15 protein-coding genes, 1 tRNA gene and 2 pseudogenes are annotated in these 18,020 nt (G+C 36.5%); 5 read left to right on the plus strand and 13 right to left on the minus strand.

The window, feature by feature from the left end:
* Position 1: 1 nt before the first annotated feature.
* Complete coding sequence (locus HNQ35_RS10745; RefSeq protein WP_146938095.1) at positions 2 to 592, minus strand: DedA family protein; 591 nt, start codon at positions 590 to 592, stop codon at positions 2 to 4.
* 269 nt (positions 593 to 861) lie between these two features.
* Between HNQ35_RS10745 and HNQ35_RS10750 the strand changes: the two genes are divergently transcribed.
* Positions 862 to 2,850, plus strand: a complete 1,989-nt coding sequence (locus tag HNQ35_RS10750) for an acetoacetate--CoA ligase (RefSeq protein WP_146938094.1) — start codon at positions 862 to 864, stop codon at positions 2,848 to 2,850.
* Between the two features lie 75 nt (positions 2,851 to 2,925).
* On the opposite strand, the gene HNQ35_RS10755 is transcribed toward HNQ35_RS10750, so the two are convergent.
* The 3 genes from HNQ35_RS10755 to HNQ35_RS10765 are packed head-to-tail and all read right to left on the minus strand — an operon-like array spanning position 2,926 to position 5,054.
* The gene (locus tag HNQ35_RS10755; RefSeq protein ID WP_146938093.1) at positions 2,926 to 3,321 is read right to left on the minus strand and encodes a thiol-disulfide oxidoreductase DCC family protein; all 396 of its coding nucleotides are present in this window, start codon (positions 3,319 to 3,321) and stop codon (positions 2,926 to 2,928) included.
* Positions 3,322 to 3,345: 24 nt separating this feature from the next.
* Positions 3,346 to 4,779, minus strand: a complete 1,434-nt coding sequence (gene panF, locus HNQ35_RS10760; RefSeq protein ID WP_146938092.1) for a sodium/pantothenate symporter — start codon at positions 4,777 to 4,779, stop codon at positions 3,346 to 3,348.
* Positions 4,776 to 5,054 (minus strand): YhdT family protein, encoded by a 279-nt coding sequence (locus tag HNQ35_RS10765; protein WP_146938091.1) that lies wholly within the window; start codon positions 5,052 to 5,054, stop codon positions 4,776 to 4,778. The genes panF and HNQ35_RS10765 overlap by 4 nt, the downstream gene beginning before the upstream one ends.
* Positions 5,055 to 5,302: 248 nt before the next feature.
* On the opposite strand from HNQ35_RS10765, the gene HNQ35_RS10770 reads away from it, so the two are divergent.
* Positions 5,303 to 8,077, plus strand: a complete 2,775-nt coding sequence (locus HNQ35_RS10770; protein WP_146938090.1) for an ABC transporter permease — start codon at positions 5,303 to 5,305, stop codon at positions 8,075 to 8,077.
* 73 nt (positions 8,078 to 8,150) lie between these two features.
* Here the strand turns inward: HNQ35_RS10770 and HNQ35_RS10775 are convergent, their stop codons facing one another.
* The 7 genes from HNQ35_RS10775 to HNQ35_RS10805 form a co-directional block, all read right to left on the minus strand.
* Positions 8,151 to 9,098, minus strand: a complete 948-nt coding sequence (locus tag HNQ35_RS10775) for an ABC transporter ATP-binding protein (protein WP_146938089.1) — start codon at positions 9,096 to 9,098, stop codon at positions 8,151 to 8,153.
* Positions 9,095 to 10,084 carry an ABC transporter ATP-binding protein gene (locus HNQ35_RS10780; protein WP_146938088.1) on the minus strand — a complete coding sequence of 330 codons (990 nt, stop codon included), beginning with the start codon at positions 10,082 to 10,084 and terminating at the stop codon, positions 9,095 to 9,097. Before HNQ35_RS10780 ends, HNQ35_RS10775 begins: the two co-directional genes overlap by 4 nt.
* Before the next feature lie 12 nt (positions 10,085 to 10,096).
* The gene (locus tag HNQ35_RS10785; RefSeq protein WP_174771675.1) at positions 10,097 to 10,906 is read right to left on the minus strand and encodes an ABC transporter permease; all 810 of its coding nucleotides are present in this window, start codon (positions 10,904 to 10,906) and stop codon (positions 10,097 to 10,099) included.
* 5 nt (positions 10,907 to 10,911) lie between these two features.
* Positions 10,912 to 11,856 (minus strand): ABC transporter permease, encoded by a 945-nt coding sequence (locus tag HNQ35_RS10790; protein WP_146938086.1) that lies wholly within the window; start codon positions 11,854 to 11,856, stop codon positions 10,912 to 10,914.
* 17 nt (positions 11,857 to 11,873) lie between these two features.
* A complete protein-coding gene (locus tag HNQ35_RS10795) occupies positions 11,874 to 13,406 on the minus strand; it encodes an ABC transporter substrate-binding protein (protein WP_146938085.1) in 1,533 nt (510 codons plus the stop codon).
* Between the two features lie 16 nt (positions 13,407 to 13,422).
* Positions 13,423 to 14,157 carry an MBL fold metallo-hydrolase gene (locus HNQ35_RS10800; protein ID WP_146938084.1) on the minus strand — a complete coding sequence of 245 codons (735 nt, stop codon included), beginning with the start codon at positions 14,155 to 14,157 and terminating at the stop codon, positions 13,423 to 13,425.
* Between the two features lie 212 nt (positions 14,158 to 14,369).
* Positions 14,370 to 15,272 (minus strand): LysR family transcriptional regulator, encoded by a 903-nt coding sequence (locus tag HNQ35_RS10805; protein ID WP_146938083.1) that lies wholly within the window; start codon positions 15,270 to 15,272, stop codon positions 14,370 to 14,372.
* Between the two features lie 116 nt (positions 15,273 to 15,388).
* Between HNQ35_RS10805 and HNQ35_RS10810 the strand changes: the two are divergent.
* From HNQ35_RS10810 to HNQ35_RS10820, 3 genes and pseudogenes are all read left to right on the plus strand, one after another.
* Positions 15,389 to 15,691 (plus strand): annotated as a pseudogene (locus HNQ35_RS10810) (putative sulfate exporter family transporter); the annotation flags it as partial.
* 433 nt (positions 15,692 to 16,124) lie between these two features.
* Positions 16,125 to 16,718, plus strand: a complete 594-nt coding sequence (locus HNQ35_RS10815) for a hypothetical protein (protein ID WP_183330152.1) — start codon at positions 16,125 to 16,127, stop codon at positions 16,716 to 16,718.
* 176 nt (positions 16,719 to 16,894) lie between these two features.
* Positions 16,895 to 16,967: transfer RNA gene (locus HNQ35_RS10820), tRNA-Ala, on the plus strand.
* A gap of 170 nt (positions 16,968 to 17,137) precedes the next feature.
* On the opposite strand, the gene HNQ35_RS14590 is transcribed toward HNQ35_RS10820, so the two are convergent.
* Positions 17,138 to 17,269, minus strand: coding sequence for a transposase (locus HNQ35_RS14590; RefSeq protein WP_443092652.1), 132 nt, complete (start codon positions 17,267 to 17,269; stop codon positions 17,138 to 17,140).
* Positions 17,270 to 17,657: 388 nt separating this feature from the next.
* Positions 17,658 to 18,020: pseudogene (locus tag HNQ35_RS14595) on the minus strand (transposase); the annotation flags it as partial.

The following is an 18,020-nucleotide window of genomic DNA, read 5'->3' on the forward strand; positions in this document are numbered from 1 at the left end:
TTTATGACATGCTTTGTTTACGATAGCGGTAAATAGTAGCACTAATAACGATAATTAATATAATGATGGCAAATATACTTATAGAATACTTACGAAAAAGATACGCGATGATGTTCCAGTTAGTACCAAGCCTATTTCCAATAGATAAGAAAATAATCACCCACATGATCGCACCAGCGGAAGCAAATAATAAGAAATGTTTTATAGAATAACGGGTAACGCCACTAATATATGCTGCTACATGACGAATACCGGGAATGAAGTAGGAAAATATAATTAAAAAAGAGCCGTATTTTTGTAGTAGACGTTTCGTTCGTATAACAGTTCTTCTTTTAATAAATAATTTTTGAATAAAAGGCTCTCCTAATTTCATCCCTAAAAAATAACTCAACGTAATCCCACAAATAGAGCCTGAAACTGCTACGATAAATGTAACCGTAAAACTTATCTCCCCCAATGATGTAATGTAGCCAAGATAGGTCAACAACACTTCATCAGGAATAGGAATTGGAACACCTACTATTCCGAGAGATAGAAATAAAAAAATCACAATATAACCAAATTGACCAATGATATCATGCCAAACTCCCATTTGCCTTTCCTGCTTTCCTAAATGATTACATTAATGTTCCTATTATACTATAAAAATGTTCAAAATAAATCATTCTTCAAGCTTTTTTTTACTTATTCTCTCCTTTCTTACTATTACGTATGAAAATTGAAAAAGATTCAAATAAACGACTTTATCTCCGATGCTTTGTCCTATTATTCTATGCCTTGATCTAATAAATGCTCCTTTACACAACGTAAGCGTTTACATATAATGAATGTAATAAAGGGGTATATAGAAGGGGGAATTATATGCAACGTGTAGAAGAAGGTAAATTACTTTGGCAACCTGGAGAGAAATGGAAAAATGAAGCGAATATAACAAAGTATATGACTTGGTTACAAGAGAAAAAAGGGTTACAGTTTACAAACTATCATTCCCTATGGACGTGGTCAGTTGAACATTTAGAAGATTTCTGGGAGTCTATATGGGAGTACTTTGGCATTCAATCAAAAGCACCTTACACCTCTGTTTTATCATCATTCGACATGCCTGGAGCAAAGTGGTTCACAGGGGCAACAATAAATTATACAGAACATATTTTTAAAAATCGAAAAGCAGAAGATATCGCCATTATTCATGCATCCGAATTACGTGACACAACACATGTAACATGGAAAAAACTATATAAAGATACGAGCGCTTTACAACAAACTTTAAAACAACTTGGTGTTAAAAAAGGCGACCGTGTTGTTTCATATGTGCCAAACATTTACGAATCGGTTGTATCATTTCTAGCAGTTGCTAGTTTAGGTGCTATTTGGTCGAGTGCCTCCCCGGACTTTGGTACACATAGTGTTATTGATCGCTTTAAACAAATTGAACCAAAAGTGATGATTACAATAGACGGCTATCGTTATGGTGGGAAATATTTCAACCGGATACCTGTAATTGAACAAATCCAGAAAGAGTTACCTATGCTTGAAGCAACAATAGGTATCCCGTATCTTGATCAGGAAGTAGCATTTGACTCATTAAAAAATCCAATACGATGGGGTGACGCCATCTCTATCAATCATGATTCTCTCACATATGAATATGTCGAATTTAATGACCCACTCTGGGTTTTATTTTCATCTGGAACAACAGGTATGCCAAAGCCTATCGTTCATAGCCAAGGTGGTATGTTGCTTGAACATTTAAAAGCAACGGTCCTGCATACAGATTTATCAGAAGGGGACCGCTTCTTTTGGTTCACGACGACAGGATGGATGATGTGGAATTTCTTAGTCGGTGGTTTACTTGGAGGAAGTTCAATTATTTTATACGATGGTCATCCCGCTTATCCGGATACTGATATGCTTTGGCGTTTTGCCGAAGAAACAAAGATGACTGTATTCGGAACAAGTGCGAGCTATCTTACTAGTTGTATGAAGTCTGGTATATCTCCAGGCAAAACATATGATTTAAGTCATTTAAAAAATATTAGTTCAACAGGATCTCCTTTGCCACCTGAAGCATATCAATGGTGTTATGACCATGTCAAGGAAGACTTATGGATTGCTTCAGCAAGCGGTGGAACAGATGTATGTACAGCCTTCATATTAGGTGTACCAATTTTACCTGTTCATGCAGGTGAACTCCAATGTCGAGGGTTAGGAGCTAAAATTGAGAGTTATAATATAGCCGGTGAATCAAAAATTGATGACATTGGTGAATTAGTTATGACCGCGCCATTTCCTGCCATGCCGATATTTTTCTGGAATGATACAGACGGGTCAAAACTTCAGGAAAGTTATTTCGATATGTTTCCAGGAATATGGCGACATGGAGATTATATAAAAATTACCGAACGCGGTTCTTGCATTATTTACGGACGTTCTGATGCTACAATTAACCGCGGTGGAATTAGAATCGGAACGAGTGAAATTTATCGTGCCGTTGATCTTGTTAAAGAAGTAGAAGATAGCTTAATCGTTGATATTCCACTTCATAGTGGAGATTCATTTGTGCCACTATTTGTCATTATGAAAGAAGGCCATGAATTAACAGAAGATATTAAAAATAAAATTAACCATCAAATCCGAACACAATGTTCACCACGACATGTCCCAACAGATATATTTCAAGCACCGGATATACCTAGAACATTAAATGGTAAAAAACTAGAAATTCCTGTTAAACGAATCCTAATGGGACATGACATCCATAAAGTAGTCAATAAAGGATCATTAAGCAACCCAGATATGTTAGAGTATTTTTTACAGTTCGCTAAAAAACATATGAAGCAAAACGTTTAAATAACAAAAACACCGGAGTTCATATCAGGAGCTCCTGGTGTTTTTTGGAAATTCACATCAGACTTTAGTTAGATTTCACAAATCTAAAAATCGCTCTCTCATTTCCTCCGTAAATAATTGACAACTTTTTCGCTTGCCAAACCAGCGATAGCGATTTTTAGCCATCACACGATATATGCTATTCCGCATAGCAGGCGGTATAACCAAGCATATCGTCAACAATTTCCACAAGCCTGTTAAATGCCGACAAATATGTAAAACAGCAGATGATTCAAGATAATAACGGTTATTCTTTATTAACACAAGGCTATCGGTTTCTTTAGGCACACCATATGTTGTTAATAATGTCTGACCGACCTCACTTTGTAAGGAAGCAAATGTATATCGCCCTTTCTTATCACGCTTTATAATAAATTGCACACTCTGATTACAAAAATGACAATCACCATCAAATAAAATGATGTGCGACATTCAATTCCCTCCTACTAGCCTGTATTAAGACGCCTTCATTGCCGGTTGCTTTAATAAACTCACACATACATAGGTCACAAATGACAATAAAACAGGCAGTACAACAACATGCATACCAAATGGTTGGATTTTTAACCAATCAAAGACAATATACGAACCGATACCAACAATCATCGAAGCGAGCGCACCATACTTATTCCCTTTCTTCCAATAAAGCCCCATCACAATCGGCCAGATAAACGCCGCTTCCAGTCCACCGAAAGCAAAAAGATTTAACCAAATAATTAAGTCTGGGGGATCAAGTGCAAATAAGAAAACGATAATACCTAGTATAGCTGTAACCCCGATACTCATTGTTTTTATCTTTTTCGGTGAGGCATTTGGACGGATATAGTTTAAATAAACATCTTTTACAACTGAAGAACTAACGAGTAATAATAATGAATCAACAGTTGACATAATGGCTGCCATTGGTGCAGCAAGGACGATCCCTGCAAGCCAAGCTGGCATCGTCTCTAGTGCAATTAACGGCATCACTTTATCAGGAACATCAATACCAGGTAAGATTGGCCGCGCAAAGACACCAATTAAATGCATATTTAACATAATAAATCCGACAACAATCGTCCCAATGATAATGGCTCGGTGCATCGATTTTGAATCTTTATAGGACATCGCTCGTACCGCTATTTGCGGTAATGCGACAACACCAACCCCGACTAAAATCCAAAAAGACGAGACAAATGCTGGTGATAAATCACCCGCCGCACCAAATGGTGTAATCAGATTGGGATTTTCAGTATATAAATCGTTAATAATGTTCGAGACACCACCACCTGCGATCATAACAGCGATTAAAAGGATCAATGTTCCAATAAACATAATCGCTCCTTGGACAGCATCCGTCACAGCAACTGCACGAAAACCACCGATAACAACATAAACGAGGACAGATATAGCGAATATGAATAGAGCACTCGTATAAGATAGGCCAGTTAATGATTCAATCAGTCGACCCCCACCAATCCATTGCGCTGCCATAGCCGAAAATAGAAAAACAATAATACTAAAAGAAGACAATAAAACTACCCACTTAGACTGATACCGCTCTTTTAAAAAGTCGACAAGTGTGACCGCTTCGTAACGTCTCGCCATAATGGAAAACTTCTTCCCAAGAATCATTAACACAAAATAGCCTGTGGCCACTTGTGACATCGCAAGCAACACCCAACCTAAACCTTGTGTATAGGCAACACCAGGTCCACCGATAAAACTACTCGCACTTCCATACGTCGCCGTCATCGTCATGGCTAAAATAAATCCACCTAAACTTCGTCCACCGAGAAAATAATCTTGTAAAAAATTCGTCGATGAACGAATCGAGCGACTCGCCCATATTCCGATTCCAAACATTATGATTAACATTAAAATCATTGGAAAAAGCGCTTGCCCATTCATTCGTCTACCTTCCCTTCATCATCTAACGGCACTTCAACAAAATATCTCTTCACAATAAATGTGACAAGAACGACCATCACAATCAAGCCGACGACACAACTATAAAAGAACCATGCCGGTAAACCGAGAACATATGTATATTGAGATGGATCTTTATGACCTAACCCATAAGCAAAGCCAAACCACCATATAAAATTAAAGATAACAAGTCCTACCCCAATAAGTGCTTCACGATGCGCTATTTGGAAGCGTGAATCGCCTTTTTTGTTTTTCACCTTTTTTACCCCCACTTTCATTCCATTTTTCATACGTATTTTAAGTAAATCGTTAGTTACATAAATATTAACATAAACGACACAAATCTATTTATCCTTAAAATTAAATGCAATTTTATTTAATTTCTAATTAACTTGAATTATAAGAAAAACAATATACAATAAATTTAGATCTCTACATAAAATTAAAGATAGCTATAATGAGTATTGACCTTGTGAGATATCATTGAATAAGTGGGTGATTATGTATGGTTCGTTTTATTTGGCAAAATTGGTGGCGAAGGAAAGAACGATTGATTCTCCTTATTATAGGAGCATTAATCATTAGTAGTGGTTTATCCTATCTTGTTGGTATGTTAGATACAAATAAGACAACTATCGTGGATGAATTACAAAAAAGATGGTCTTCATCCTATGATATTGTCGTTCGTCCTCCAAATACACGAAGTGAAACTGAAGAAAACAATTTATTAGATCCGAACTTTTTAAGCGGGATTAACGGCGGGATTAGTTTAGAGCAATATGAACAAATTAAAGCGATGGAACATATTGATATCGCCGCTCCAATCTCAATGATTGGATATACGGATTATTCACTCTATCTCGAATCCCTTACATTTAATGAAGATGGAATCTATCGGGTAACCGAAAAAAGAATAAACGATGATGGCATTCGAAAAACAGAAGACGTATACACATCATATATTCCTGGTGGTAGATGGGAACAATATGTCAACGAAGCACTGGATAAAAATATACCACTTACTTATATGAACTGGTCCAATCATATGTACTTAATGCGATCCATGTTACTCGCTGCAATCGACCCAGAACAAGAAGCACAATTAATTGGAATCGATAAAGCCATTCTTCCGGTAGGAAATAGTAGATATTTCACAGCAGAAGATAAGGCGCGACATGAACCCGTGATCGAACCTGGAGATGATGGCGGAGCAGTGGATGAGGTAGAAGAACAACATATCACTTCCTTTCCCGTCATTATTAATACCCATTCATTCGCTGACCAAGAGATACACTATCATATAGAAAAGCTTGATATCCCATTTGATTCGAACACAGCTTTAAAAACGCTAGAAGATATTGACCAAAAAGGGGGCAAGAACTATTTAAACAGTCTGAAAGGAAATACCGTCACTACATATGAACATGATGAACAAGAACTTTTCTCACAAATGATTAATAGTATTGCTGGAATTGATCACCAGACAGGAGAACCGGTATCGGAAAATATTACAAAAAATAAACATAACCCTTTTCAGATGGACGATTTATTTTTAGTAAGTTTTGCAAGCCCCCTAGAATATGATGATGTTTCAAGTCCATTTCCAGAAAAGTGGCCGTTTGCCTATCGTATACGCACATTTACAGACAGCTTTAAAGACAGTTTCAAGGAAGGAGAATATACAACGTTTCGTCGACCATTTGCACCTGAATTTGCCAACGCGGGTGGATTTCCAAGAATGAAACCAATCTGGATTGGATTTTATGATGCGGAAAAAGTAAATATATCAAAAGACCCGACAAATGAACTACCAATGGAAACGTATCGTCCAGCTTCGGCTGAACTCGTATTAGATGGGAAAAAACAGCCGATTAACCCACCACAAATATTAAAACCAACTTATGATCCATTCGGTTACTTAGCTAATCCACCGACAATGTTAACGACACTTGATGCAGCTGAATACCTTTTAGGAGATAAACCGATCTCGGCCATTCGCATTAAAGTGTCGGAAGCAAGAGATTTATCTGAAGACAGCCAAGCAATGATTGAAAAAGTAGCTAAAAAGATTGAACAAAAAACAGGGCTCATAACAGATATCACGTTAGGTTCGTCCCCACAACCAACGTTAGTCCATGTACCTCAAGTAGATGGTCAAGAAGAACTCGGTTGGTTCCAACAACCTTGGATTCGGCTTTACTCGTCAATCACAATCTTTCGTGAAGCGAAAATGGGCTTCTCTATGCTTATTTTCTGCATCATGGCCGTTGCCATTATTTACGTTTGGGCTTCAAGCTTTGTATCAGTACTCGCTCGGCGGAAAGAGTTCGCCGTGCTACAATCCGTTGGTTGGCGTCCACAACAATTACGTCAATTAATCTTTATTGAGTCGGCAATAATTGGTAGTTTCGTTGCGTTTGTATCTTGGGTCATCCTAGGATTTATTTATATTTATGAAGAAGCCACTTTAAATCCGACGCGATTCCTTTTGACTGGGTTAATTGGCTTTATGATTTACATACTTGGGGCCATTATTCCAGCTGTCTTCACACAAAAAATAGAACCGTATGAAACATTACAGACAGGGGAGATTTCTAAAACGAGCAAACGGTTTATGAAATCAAAGGGAATCATTTCCATGGCGTGGAATCATTTGATTGGCAAATGGAAACGAAATGTTCTCTCGATTATAGAGATTGCCTTACCGACCACCTTACTCACTATCTTTTTATTTATCACCTTTCATTTACGAGGCATGATGTATTTAACATGGCTCGGACAATATGTCGCCTTAGAAATTGGGCCCCGTCATTATATAGCGGTTATTGTATCACTCATGATTGCTGTCTTAACTGTCGCTGAAATCATGTGGCAAAATATAAGTGAACGTCAAGAAGAAATAGCGTTATTAAAAACACTTGGCTGGCGAAATGGTTCTATCCGCCTTCTCATTTGGATGGAAGGCTTGTTCAGTGGCTTATTCGCAGCGATGATTGGTCTTAGTCTCGCATTGATGCTCATTATTTTCATGTATCAGGACATCCTAATGACAGAGCTACCGTTTATTTTAGCAACAGGACTGATCCCAATTATTGTAGGGATTATTGGTACCATTATACCCGCTGAACGAACAGTCAGGATGTCACCTGCATCTGGAATGAGAGGAAACTATTCTAACAAAAAAACATCAGAAAAAAGTATGAAATGGCTTTTGTTAACATTGTTCTTATCGATTTCTGCATTATTTGTTTATTTGTTCGTTCAAATATTAATATCCTAAAAGTAAAGCACTTATTAAATAAACAATCCCGTCACTCATAAAAAATGACGGGATTGTTTTGTTTGTATATAAGCTAATCATATAAGTGGCAACGAACCGTATGCTCCGTTGTAAGCTCATGTTTAACTGGTTTTTCATGTTTGCATCTTTCCTGAACAAACGGGCAACGTGTATGAAACGGGCACCCCTCAGGAATGGCGCTCGCACTTGGGACTTCACCACTTAATACCGTTTCGCTTGTATTCACGTCACGAGTTGGAATAGATGAAAACAAAGCTTTTGTATAAGGATGTTTCGGTTCATCTAAGTCAGACACTGTTCCCATTTCGACAATTTCCCCTAAGTACATGACAGCAATCCGATCACAAAAATATTGCACAACATTCAAATCATGTGAGATAAATAAATAAGTTAAGCGATATTTTTTCTGTAATGCTTTTAAGAGATTTAAAATCTGCGCTTGAACCGATACATCAAGCGCAGAAACCCCTTCATCAATGACAACGAATTCCGGATGTAAAATAAGTGCTGCTGCTATGACAACACGCTGTCTTTGACCACCACTTAACTCATGTGGATAACGCTTCAAAAAAGACTCGTCTAAACCAACATCATGTAACATGTCGATGATACGTTTATCCTGTTCCCTACGATTGCCTATTTTATGAATGATCAACGGCTCGCGTAAAATCCATTGAACCGTTTTCTTCGGATTCAATGACGCATAAGGGTCCTGAAAAACAATCTGGACTTTTCTCCGCCATACTTTCAGCTGTAATGCGTTAAACTTAGAAACATCTTTTCCCTTATATAACACTTGACCACTCGTTTGCTTTATTAATTGAACAATGATTTCTCCCGTTGTCGATTTACCACTACCACTTTCACCAACAAGGCCAAATGTTTCTCCTTTACGTAATGTAAAACTAACGCCATTAACCGCTTTAATAGACGTCTCTTTAGAAAAAAACTTCTTCCGAGGCATGTGATAATATTTATAAAGATTTTTTACTTCAATCATGATGATGGCACATCCATTTCTTCCGTATAAAGATGACATTGAACCATTTGTTCTTTTATATTCACTGTTTTAGGACGAACGGTTCGGCATATTTCCATACGTTCTCGACACCGATCATAAAATGGACAACCACGATGGCGTTCTTTTAATGGTGGAACCCTTCCTGGAATCGTATATAAGGGTTCACCTCGTTTGGCACGGTCTGGTATGGAGCGGATAAGCCCTTTCGTATAAGGGTGAAGTGGCTCGTCGACCAGACGAGAAATCGGTCCTGTCTCAACAAGTTGCCCTGCATAAAGGACAAGGACACGATCACATACTTGACTTAAAACGCCCCAATCATGCGAAATAAATAGCATAGACACCTTTTTCTCTTGTTTCAACTTACGAAACAACTGAATAATTTGTGATTGTATCGTTACATCTAAGGCAGTCGTCGGCTCATCAGCAATGATTAAGTCTGGTTCACCAATTAGAGCCATCGCAATAACAATCCGTTGTCTCATACCACCTGATAATTGATGCGGATATGAATGGTACAACGCTTCCGCTCGTGGCAAACCAACCTGCTTCATTAATTGAATCGTCTGTTCTTTGATCGCTTTCCGTGATTGTTTCGTATGTTTAATTAAAACTTCTGAAATCTGCTTTCCAACTGGATAGACTGGATTTAATGCCGTCATTGGTTCTTGAAAAATCATAGAAATGGCTCTTCCACGAATGCTTTGCCATTCCTTTTCAGAAAGACTAACAAGATGACGCTTGTGACGAAAGCAAATCGAGCCATTCGTAATAGAGGCATTGTCTGGTAACATACCCATGATTGCTAAAGAAGTAAGTGTTTTGCCGCAACCAGATTCACCTACAATTCCGACTACTTCATTTGAGTGAACTGTAAAAGATAATGAGTCAATCGCTTTATATTGACCGTCTGGAAAAGTAAATGAGACATCTAAATCTTTTACATCTAAAATCGGTTCTACCATCACACGTACCTCCTAGCTCTTTTTATCTTGCTGATCACGTATACCATCACCTAGTAAATTAAAGCCGAGTACCATTAATGTAATCATTGTACCAGTAATAATGACATACCATGGTGCTGTAGCAATATAGGGTTGGGCTTCTTTTAACATTCGACCCCAACTTGGATCTGGTGGTTGCACACCTAATCCTAAATAACTTAAACCAGCTTCTGCTAAAATCGTTCCCGAAAAACTTAATGTTGCTGCAACAAGAATCGGTGATACGATATTCGGTAATATATGTTTAAATATGATATGGATTGACCCTGCACCTTTCGCTTTACTCGCCTTGACATAATCGAACTGTTTCGTTTGCATGAAGCTACTACGAATAATACGCGCAAATGTCGGAACACTCATCATACCGAGAGCAAGAATCGTATTTTTTATGCCAGGTTCGAAAACTGTGATGAGCATAATCGCTAATAAAATACCAGGAAAAGCCATTAATGCATCAATAAACCGCATGCATAACTCATCAATCCAGCCACCAAAATAACCTGCACATGCTCCTATTAGAAAGCCAAAAAACAAACCGACAGAAACAGAAGATATTCCAATTAAAAAAGCCGTTTGTGATCCCTGCATCATGCGACTTAATATATCCCGCCCAAAATTATCCGTTCCAAATAAATGCTCTAAAGATGGTTTCGCAAGACGAGCGTTTGTTTGCATCATATTTGGATCATACGGTGTATAAAACAGGCTAATCAGCATCATAAGGAACAACAACATAACGATAGTCAGACCTATGTGAAAAGGGATGCTTTTTCTTCTTTTCATCATCATCACCCCTTCAGTCGAATGCGTGGATCAATTACTTTATAAAGCAAGTCCACAAGAAAATTTATAAATACGACAAGTACAGCAATATATAGCACCATAGACTGAACAAGTGGAAAATCTCTCGCTGAAATCGATTGAATTAATAGACTTCCTAAACCGGGAAGACTAAACACATTTTCAATAATGATACTTCCCCCTAAAGTATCAGCAATAATCATGCCAAATATCGTTAAAATCGGTATAAAAGCGTTTCGTAAAATATGTCGATAAACGATCCAACGTTCACTTAGCCCTTTACATTTAGCTGTACGGACATAGTCCATTTTCATTTGATCTAGTATCGTATTTCGTAAATAGCGAATCATTATCGCAATATTCGATAATGCTAATGCTAATGCGGGTAAAAAGAAAGACTGTAGCGCACCAAAAAAATCCTCCGACCATGGAACATAACTATTTGATGGGAACAATTTAAACGTAACTGAAAATAAAAGAATCAGTATGAAACCAAACCAAAAAGACGGAATCGCAATTCCTAATTGAGTAAGCATTGATAAAATGGTAGACACCCATTTTCCATCCGTTCGGGCAATAAAAATCCCTAACGGAATACCGATTAAAGCAGTCAAAACAATGGACAACATAGCAAGTGAAAAGGTGACTGGAATTCTGTCTAACAAAATATCTATCACAGGTTGTTGATACTTTAGAGACTCACCCAAATCACCAGAAAAAAGACCGGATATCCAACTTATATACTGTTCCCACAATGATTGATCTAAACCGAGTTCCTTTTCTAGTTGAGCAACTTGTTGTTCGTCGGCATCTATCCCAAGAATCGTTTGAGCTGGCCTACCCGGAAGCACTTGAAAGACACTAAAGACAATGAGAGATACGAGTGCAATAGTGACAATAAAAGTAGACAACTTATAGATAATATAACGCAATAGGAATTCCCCTTTATTTACTCTATAAAGAGAAGATCTTCTAAATTGAATTTTTGTATCGGATACATTTTAAAGCCTTTAAGATTCTCTCTCATTGCAATCGTTCGATCAGGATCCATAATAAATACCGCTGCGGCTTCTTCCGTTAAAATGATTTGTGCTTTTTTATATAAAGCTGCCATCTTCTCCTTATTCGTTTCAGCAGTTGCTTGTTTAATTAACGCATCGAAATCATCATTGTTAAAGTTCATAAAGTTTTTATGATAATCACTTACATAGCGACCGAGTACCTCAAATGGTTCGAGCTTACCAGTAAAACCGACAATCGTCGTTTCATATTTACGATTATTATAAACGTTTTCTAACCACGTACTAAAATCAATTTGTTTAATCTCTGTATGAATATTAATGTCTTTTAATTGCTCTGCAATCACTTGTGCTGTATCAACATGAAATTGATAATCAGATGGGACGGTTAATTCCATTGTAAAACCATCTTCATATCCCGCTTCTTTTAATAGTTGTTTTGCTTTTTCAATATCATATGTGTAATAATCCTCTAAACCTTCTTCATAATATATTGCCATGGCTGGACTCATATTCGAACCTAACTTTGTTCCTTTTCCTTCTGCTACCGTTTCAATAATGACATCTTTATCAATCGCATAATTAATCGCTTGACGAACACGAACATCATTAAACGGTTCGACATCATGATTCATCGCCATTAATTGAACCATATTCTGTGGGCCGCTTACCGTTTCAACAGAATCACCCAATTGATTAAGCCCTTGTGCCGTGATACCTGGAATAACATCAATATCCCCCGCTTGCATCGCTAAAATAGCCGATTCTTGGTCTGACATAATTTTAAACTGAACTTCATCAATTTTAGGCACTTTATCTTTTTGGTAATAATCTTCGTTCTTGACTAAAATAAGTTCTTGTCCAACTTTATACGCCTTAAATTTAAACGGACCTGCACCAATTGGTTTTGTGCTTTGTTGCTCATAATCTTTTGGTACAATAGCAACAATATTTCGTGCTAAAAAAGCAGAATCTTTCTCCTTTAATGTGACGACAACTTCATAATCCGATGTTGCCTCAACGCTCTTGACTACTTCGAACTTAGATGAAAGTGGCTCCTCTCCATTTAATCCTGCTAATTTCTCATAAGAATAAACGACATCCTCGGCAGTTAACTCTGATCCGTCATGAAATAGAACACCCTCATTTAGCCAGAATGTATATGTCAGCCCATCATTAGAAATTTCATATTCTTTAGCTAATGCTGGAATCAGTTGGCCTGATTCATCTGTATCAAGTAATCCGTCAAACACATTATCCATCATGGATGCCGTATCTGTTGCAGCTGATAAATAAGGATCTAAATGATCTATTTCTGTACTCATTGCAATTCGAACAGTACCGCCCTCTTTAGTTACCTTTTCTTTTGAATCAGACTTAGAAGAGTTAGAATCATCAGAGCAACCAATCATAACAAGAGAAGCAAACACAGTGAGTAAGATGATTTTTACTATGTTTTTCATTGATTACATCCCCCAATTATATTGTGATGGAAAATCCTTCTTTCGCATCATAAACTTTCTTATTAAAAAACTGACAAACTTCTTCTTTTAATTGGTCTAAATGACCGTAATGTGGAAAGTGAGTTAAAACAACTTGTTCAACATTTGCTTGCTGTGCTATTTTTCCAACTTCATTACTTGCCAGATGCCCCGTAAAAAGACCTTGTTGCTTCTTATACAAACTACATTCAATAAGCAGTACATTTACTCCCTTTGCAAACTGAATAAGAGAGTCGGTATAGCCAGTATCCCCTGAATAAACAAGTGTTTGTCCCATTCGGTTCGTAATTTTCATAGAGCAACATGGAATATCGTGCACATTTTCCGAGAACGTAACCGATAATGAACCAACCTGAATGTTATCGGTTACGTGAATTTGTTGGACATTCAATGCTTCTGGGTATGAAAATGTTAATGTATTTAGTTCATCAGTATAAATATATACATCTAACGGCGTCTTTCTATTTCCTAATTGTCTTTGGACGAACATCGCATATTCTAAACAATAAATATCAGCAATATGGTCTGCATGTGTATGACTAATGAACACCGCATCTAGCTCGTTAAGTTGTACATAGTTTTGTAGACGTGATAATGCGCCACTGCCGCAATCTAATACAATGCGTGTATCCTCATCTTGTACTAAATAACAAGATGTCGCTTCATTAGCACGTGGGTATGCGCCCCAAAAACCAACCGTTGTTAATTTCACGTGTTAACATCCCCTTGTTGTTCATTCATTGAAAACGCTTATAAATTTATTGTTTACATTTGCGAATCGCTCTCTAATGTAAAACTTATTTTATTTTCCTTATCATTAGGATTAACCTATCATTATGATTGCAATCATGTAAAATAAAATGCATATAACGTTATTATATATTGTTTTTGTTATTTTTGTGTAAATCTCCTATATAGTCTCTGTTAAGAATAATCATTCATATATAATAAAGTATGATAACGAACGATATCCATAAAGACCTCTAATGCCTTTGTCTGAAAAGGTGATTTCGTAATCATTGAAAAAACACGTCTAAATGGTAAACCTTGTACTGGAATGATTTTTAAGTCACCATACTTCAGCTCTTTCTGTACAGCCCATTTCGATAATAATGTCACACCTAGTCCTGCTTCAACAGCGTGTTTAATGGACTGTGTGCTACTAAAATAAACATGGTGTTTTGGTTTCACACCTATTTCTTCTAACATCTTTAACGTTGCTTCACGTGTTCCTGATCCAGGTTCCCTTATGACCCAAATTTCATCTTGTAGATCCTGTTTTGTAATGGTTCTACCGGACTTGGCGAATCTATGGTTGGATGAAGCAACAATATACATATCGTCTTTAGCGAATTTCTCTTCTTGTAGTGATTGATCTTTGAAACGACCTTCAACAATTCCAATATCTAATTGATGACGATTAACCAAATCAGCAATTGTCGCTGTATTACCGATCATAATCGATGGCTCAATATCCGGATATGCTTCTTTTAATTGAGCAATAAGTTTTGGCAACACATATTCCCCAAATGTATAGCTGGCACCAATTGATAACGAGCCTTTTGTTTGATGAATTAAATCGTCAATAAGATGCTGCATATTCGTATATAAGCCAAGAATTTGCTTTGCATGATGGTAAACGATATCACCTGCTTTATTTAGCCGAACATATTTATTCGTCCGTTCTAATAACCGTGTTCCTATATCGTTTTCAAACTGACGAATATATTGACTGACTGCTGGTTGTGTCATATGCAATTTTTCTGCAGCACGGGTAAAGTTTTGTTCCTCGACAACAGTTACAAACACTTCTAATTGCAGATCCACGCTTTCACTCTTTCTTATTTTTCTTTATTATATCATTTTACTTATTGTTATTATAACAATGATTTATTTTATTTATCTATAAAACTCCTTTATCGTATGAATTGGAGGTGTCATCAATGACTTATAAAGAACAAATAAAAAAACACCCTTTATCATCACCAACTGGTAGATGGATAGATGGTGTTTTGTTTACATTTTTAATTGCCTTTTTCGGCTATTTACTAACCTTTATCCCTGGATTCTCTTATGTTGGTCAACTTGCATCTGCTATTATCATTGCTTTTATTTATAATCTTTTATTCGGATATCCTGAACAACTCCGAACGGGCATTACCTTTTCTTCAAAAGTACTCCTCAGACTGGCGATTATTTTGTATGGATTGCGATTAAATATTCATACTGTGCTAGGCGAAGGACTATTTTCACGTATTCCGCTTTTAAGGTGAAGTGAACGTCCGCCTTCCCTTTGTAATATAGCACTTGGTAGATTTTTCTACTAAATGTAAACTACATGAAAAACAGTTGAAAACGAGTAGATAGCCAAACGCTAGAGAGGTAATAATTGCAGGGAATTATATTGTATAAAATATTGTAAACAAATTTCATAATAAAATGATACGTAATTCATTATTTGGGAAGAGTTAAAAATAAATAAAAATCAAAAGTACATCTTTGCTATATTCATAGCTATTATAGTATCTGTTACAAGTTTAAGTAGTATCTCAGCAGCCACTTATAATTTTCGAGATAAATCGACTTGGGCAACTGTTGGTCTTGGGTCATCTGGTGGTTTTGTAGGGGCTGTGCAATCAGATTTATGGGCGACGGATTATCAAACAGCTACTGGAGCTGTTGACCATAATTTTGGTTTTTATACTGTCAGTCCTAACTGTCTTTGCTCTATGTGGCGTTACTTTAGGATTTGCTTTCAATGATCAATCTGAATCTACTTCAGAGCAAGACAATACTAGCATGGACACTGAAGAAGAATTACAAACTGACTCAGAATCATCCGATAAAATCGTTCAAGAATTTAGAACGTATAAACCGTCGGAAGAGGAAATTGCTAATTTAGATATTCCTTATCAAATAAATGATGAACCGCAAGCTTTTTTAGTGAATGACAGTCAGCCTGAGTATATAGCAACTGCGGATTCGGAATCAAAAAACATAAGAGCATGGCACCGAACAGAAGAAAACGATATTTTAGTATCAGAAACAACATATACAAATGGCATTAACATTTCTAAATTTACAGATGAAGTAAAAGGCTGGTTTCCTTCTAACACAGTAGAAGAGTTAACTATTAATGGGCATGTCGCTATTTTACATGAATCAGAATCAAGAATTTGCGAGTTACAAATCATTACAGAGAAAAAATTATTTACAGTTGCTGGGGCAGATCGAGAAAACGTTTTAAATATTGCAGAAAAGATAAACGATTAATTTTTTTATCTTCCTTATAAAACAAACATAATTTGGAAAAGAAGATTTGATTTAACTAAGTTGTTGAGTAAGAACATAAGTGTAAAAAATTAATAAACAGATACGTTTAATGAATGCCCCTTGCAAAAATTCCTATGACATTATATAATATAAATCGATTGCATTACATTAGATATGGGGCATTAGCTCAGTTGGGAGAGTGCCTGCATGGCATGCAGGAGGTCATCGGTTCAAGCCCGATATGCTCCATCTTAGTAGAACGGGGCTGGGACAAATCCAGTCTTAAATGAGAGAAATTGCGGAAACAACATTTCAATGTCGTTTCCGCAATTTCTCTTTTGTTTCGGATTGTTTTGATTATTATTATGTTGTATTTTTGCGCTATACTTTCATAAGTTTACCTCCATTAATGCAAATGCTCATTCATTTTCTACTTTTAATTTTCCACTGACGGAAAATCGAGAGAATGACAAATTAGCCTTTAGGAATCCAAAAACTGGTTCAACATTTATTTTACGTTTTTTATAAATGTCTCCAGTTTCTTCGTCCAAAAGCTTGGTTCTGATATATTCTTTTTTCTGTTCCCGTTTTTCTCGATTGTTCCCTCTTTCGCTTCATGCAATAAGAGCGTAATGGGTTACAATTTTCAGATTGATATACCTTAAAATTCCTTGTAAATCCATAACGATCTGTACGATTGGAAAAGTGTTGAAAAGTTAATTTTTTTCCGATCGGACATACATAATCATCATGCTCTTCTTTGTATTCTCAGTTGTCCATCTTAAATGTCTCTAATATTTTCTTTTCTGTTCTTTCCTATAACTGTTATATGTAATAAGAGGTGTCGGGTTTTCGATTTTCTAAAACATCATGACAATTTTGTTCACTACCATAGCCAGCATCAGCGACGATATAGTCAGGTAAATTAAAAAAGTGCTTTTCAATTTTTGTTCCATCAATAAATATTTCTTTATTATCAATGACTTTCTCTTCAACTAATTGACAACGAAATTGGACGAATAATTGACGTAATAAATCTTTTACATCTGGATCCACTCGAAAACGATTGATTGTTCGATAGCTTGGCTCATAACCTTGTGCAAGCCACATCATACGAATACTGTCTTTAAGAAGTGCTTCAATTTTTCTACCAGAAAACACAGATTGGGAATATGCACATAAAATGATTTTCAACATCATGCGAGAATGATAAGAAGGACGCTCTTTTACGAAGAAAATTTTGAAAAGCCTCTTCAGGAATACTCTCTACTAAATCATTAATGACAAATGCGATATCATTTT

The organism is Cerasibacillus quisquiliarum (assembly GCF_014202495.1).
GTDB lineage: Bacteria > Bacillota > Bacilli > Bacillales > Amphibacillaceae > Cerasibacillus > Cerasibacillus quisquiliarum.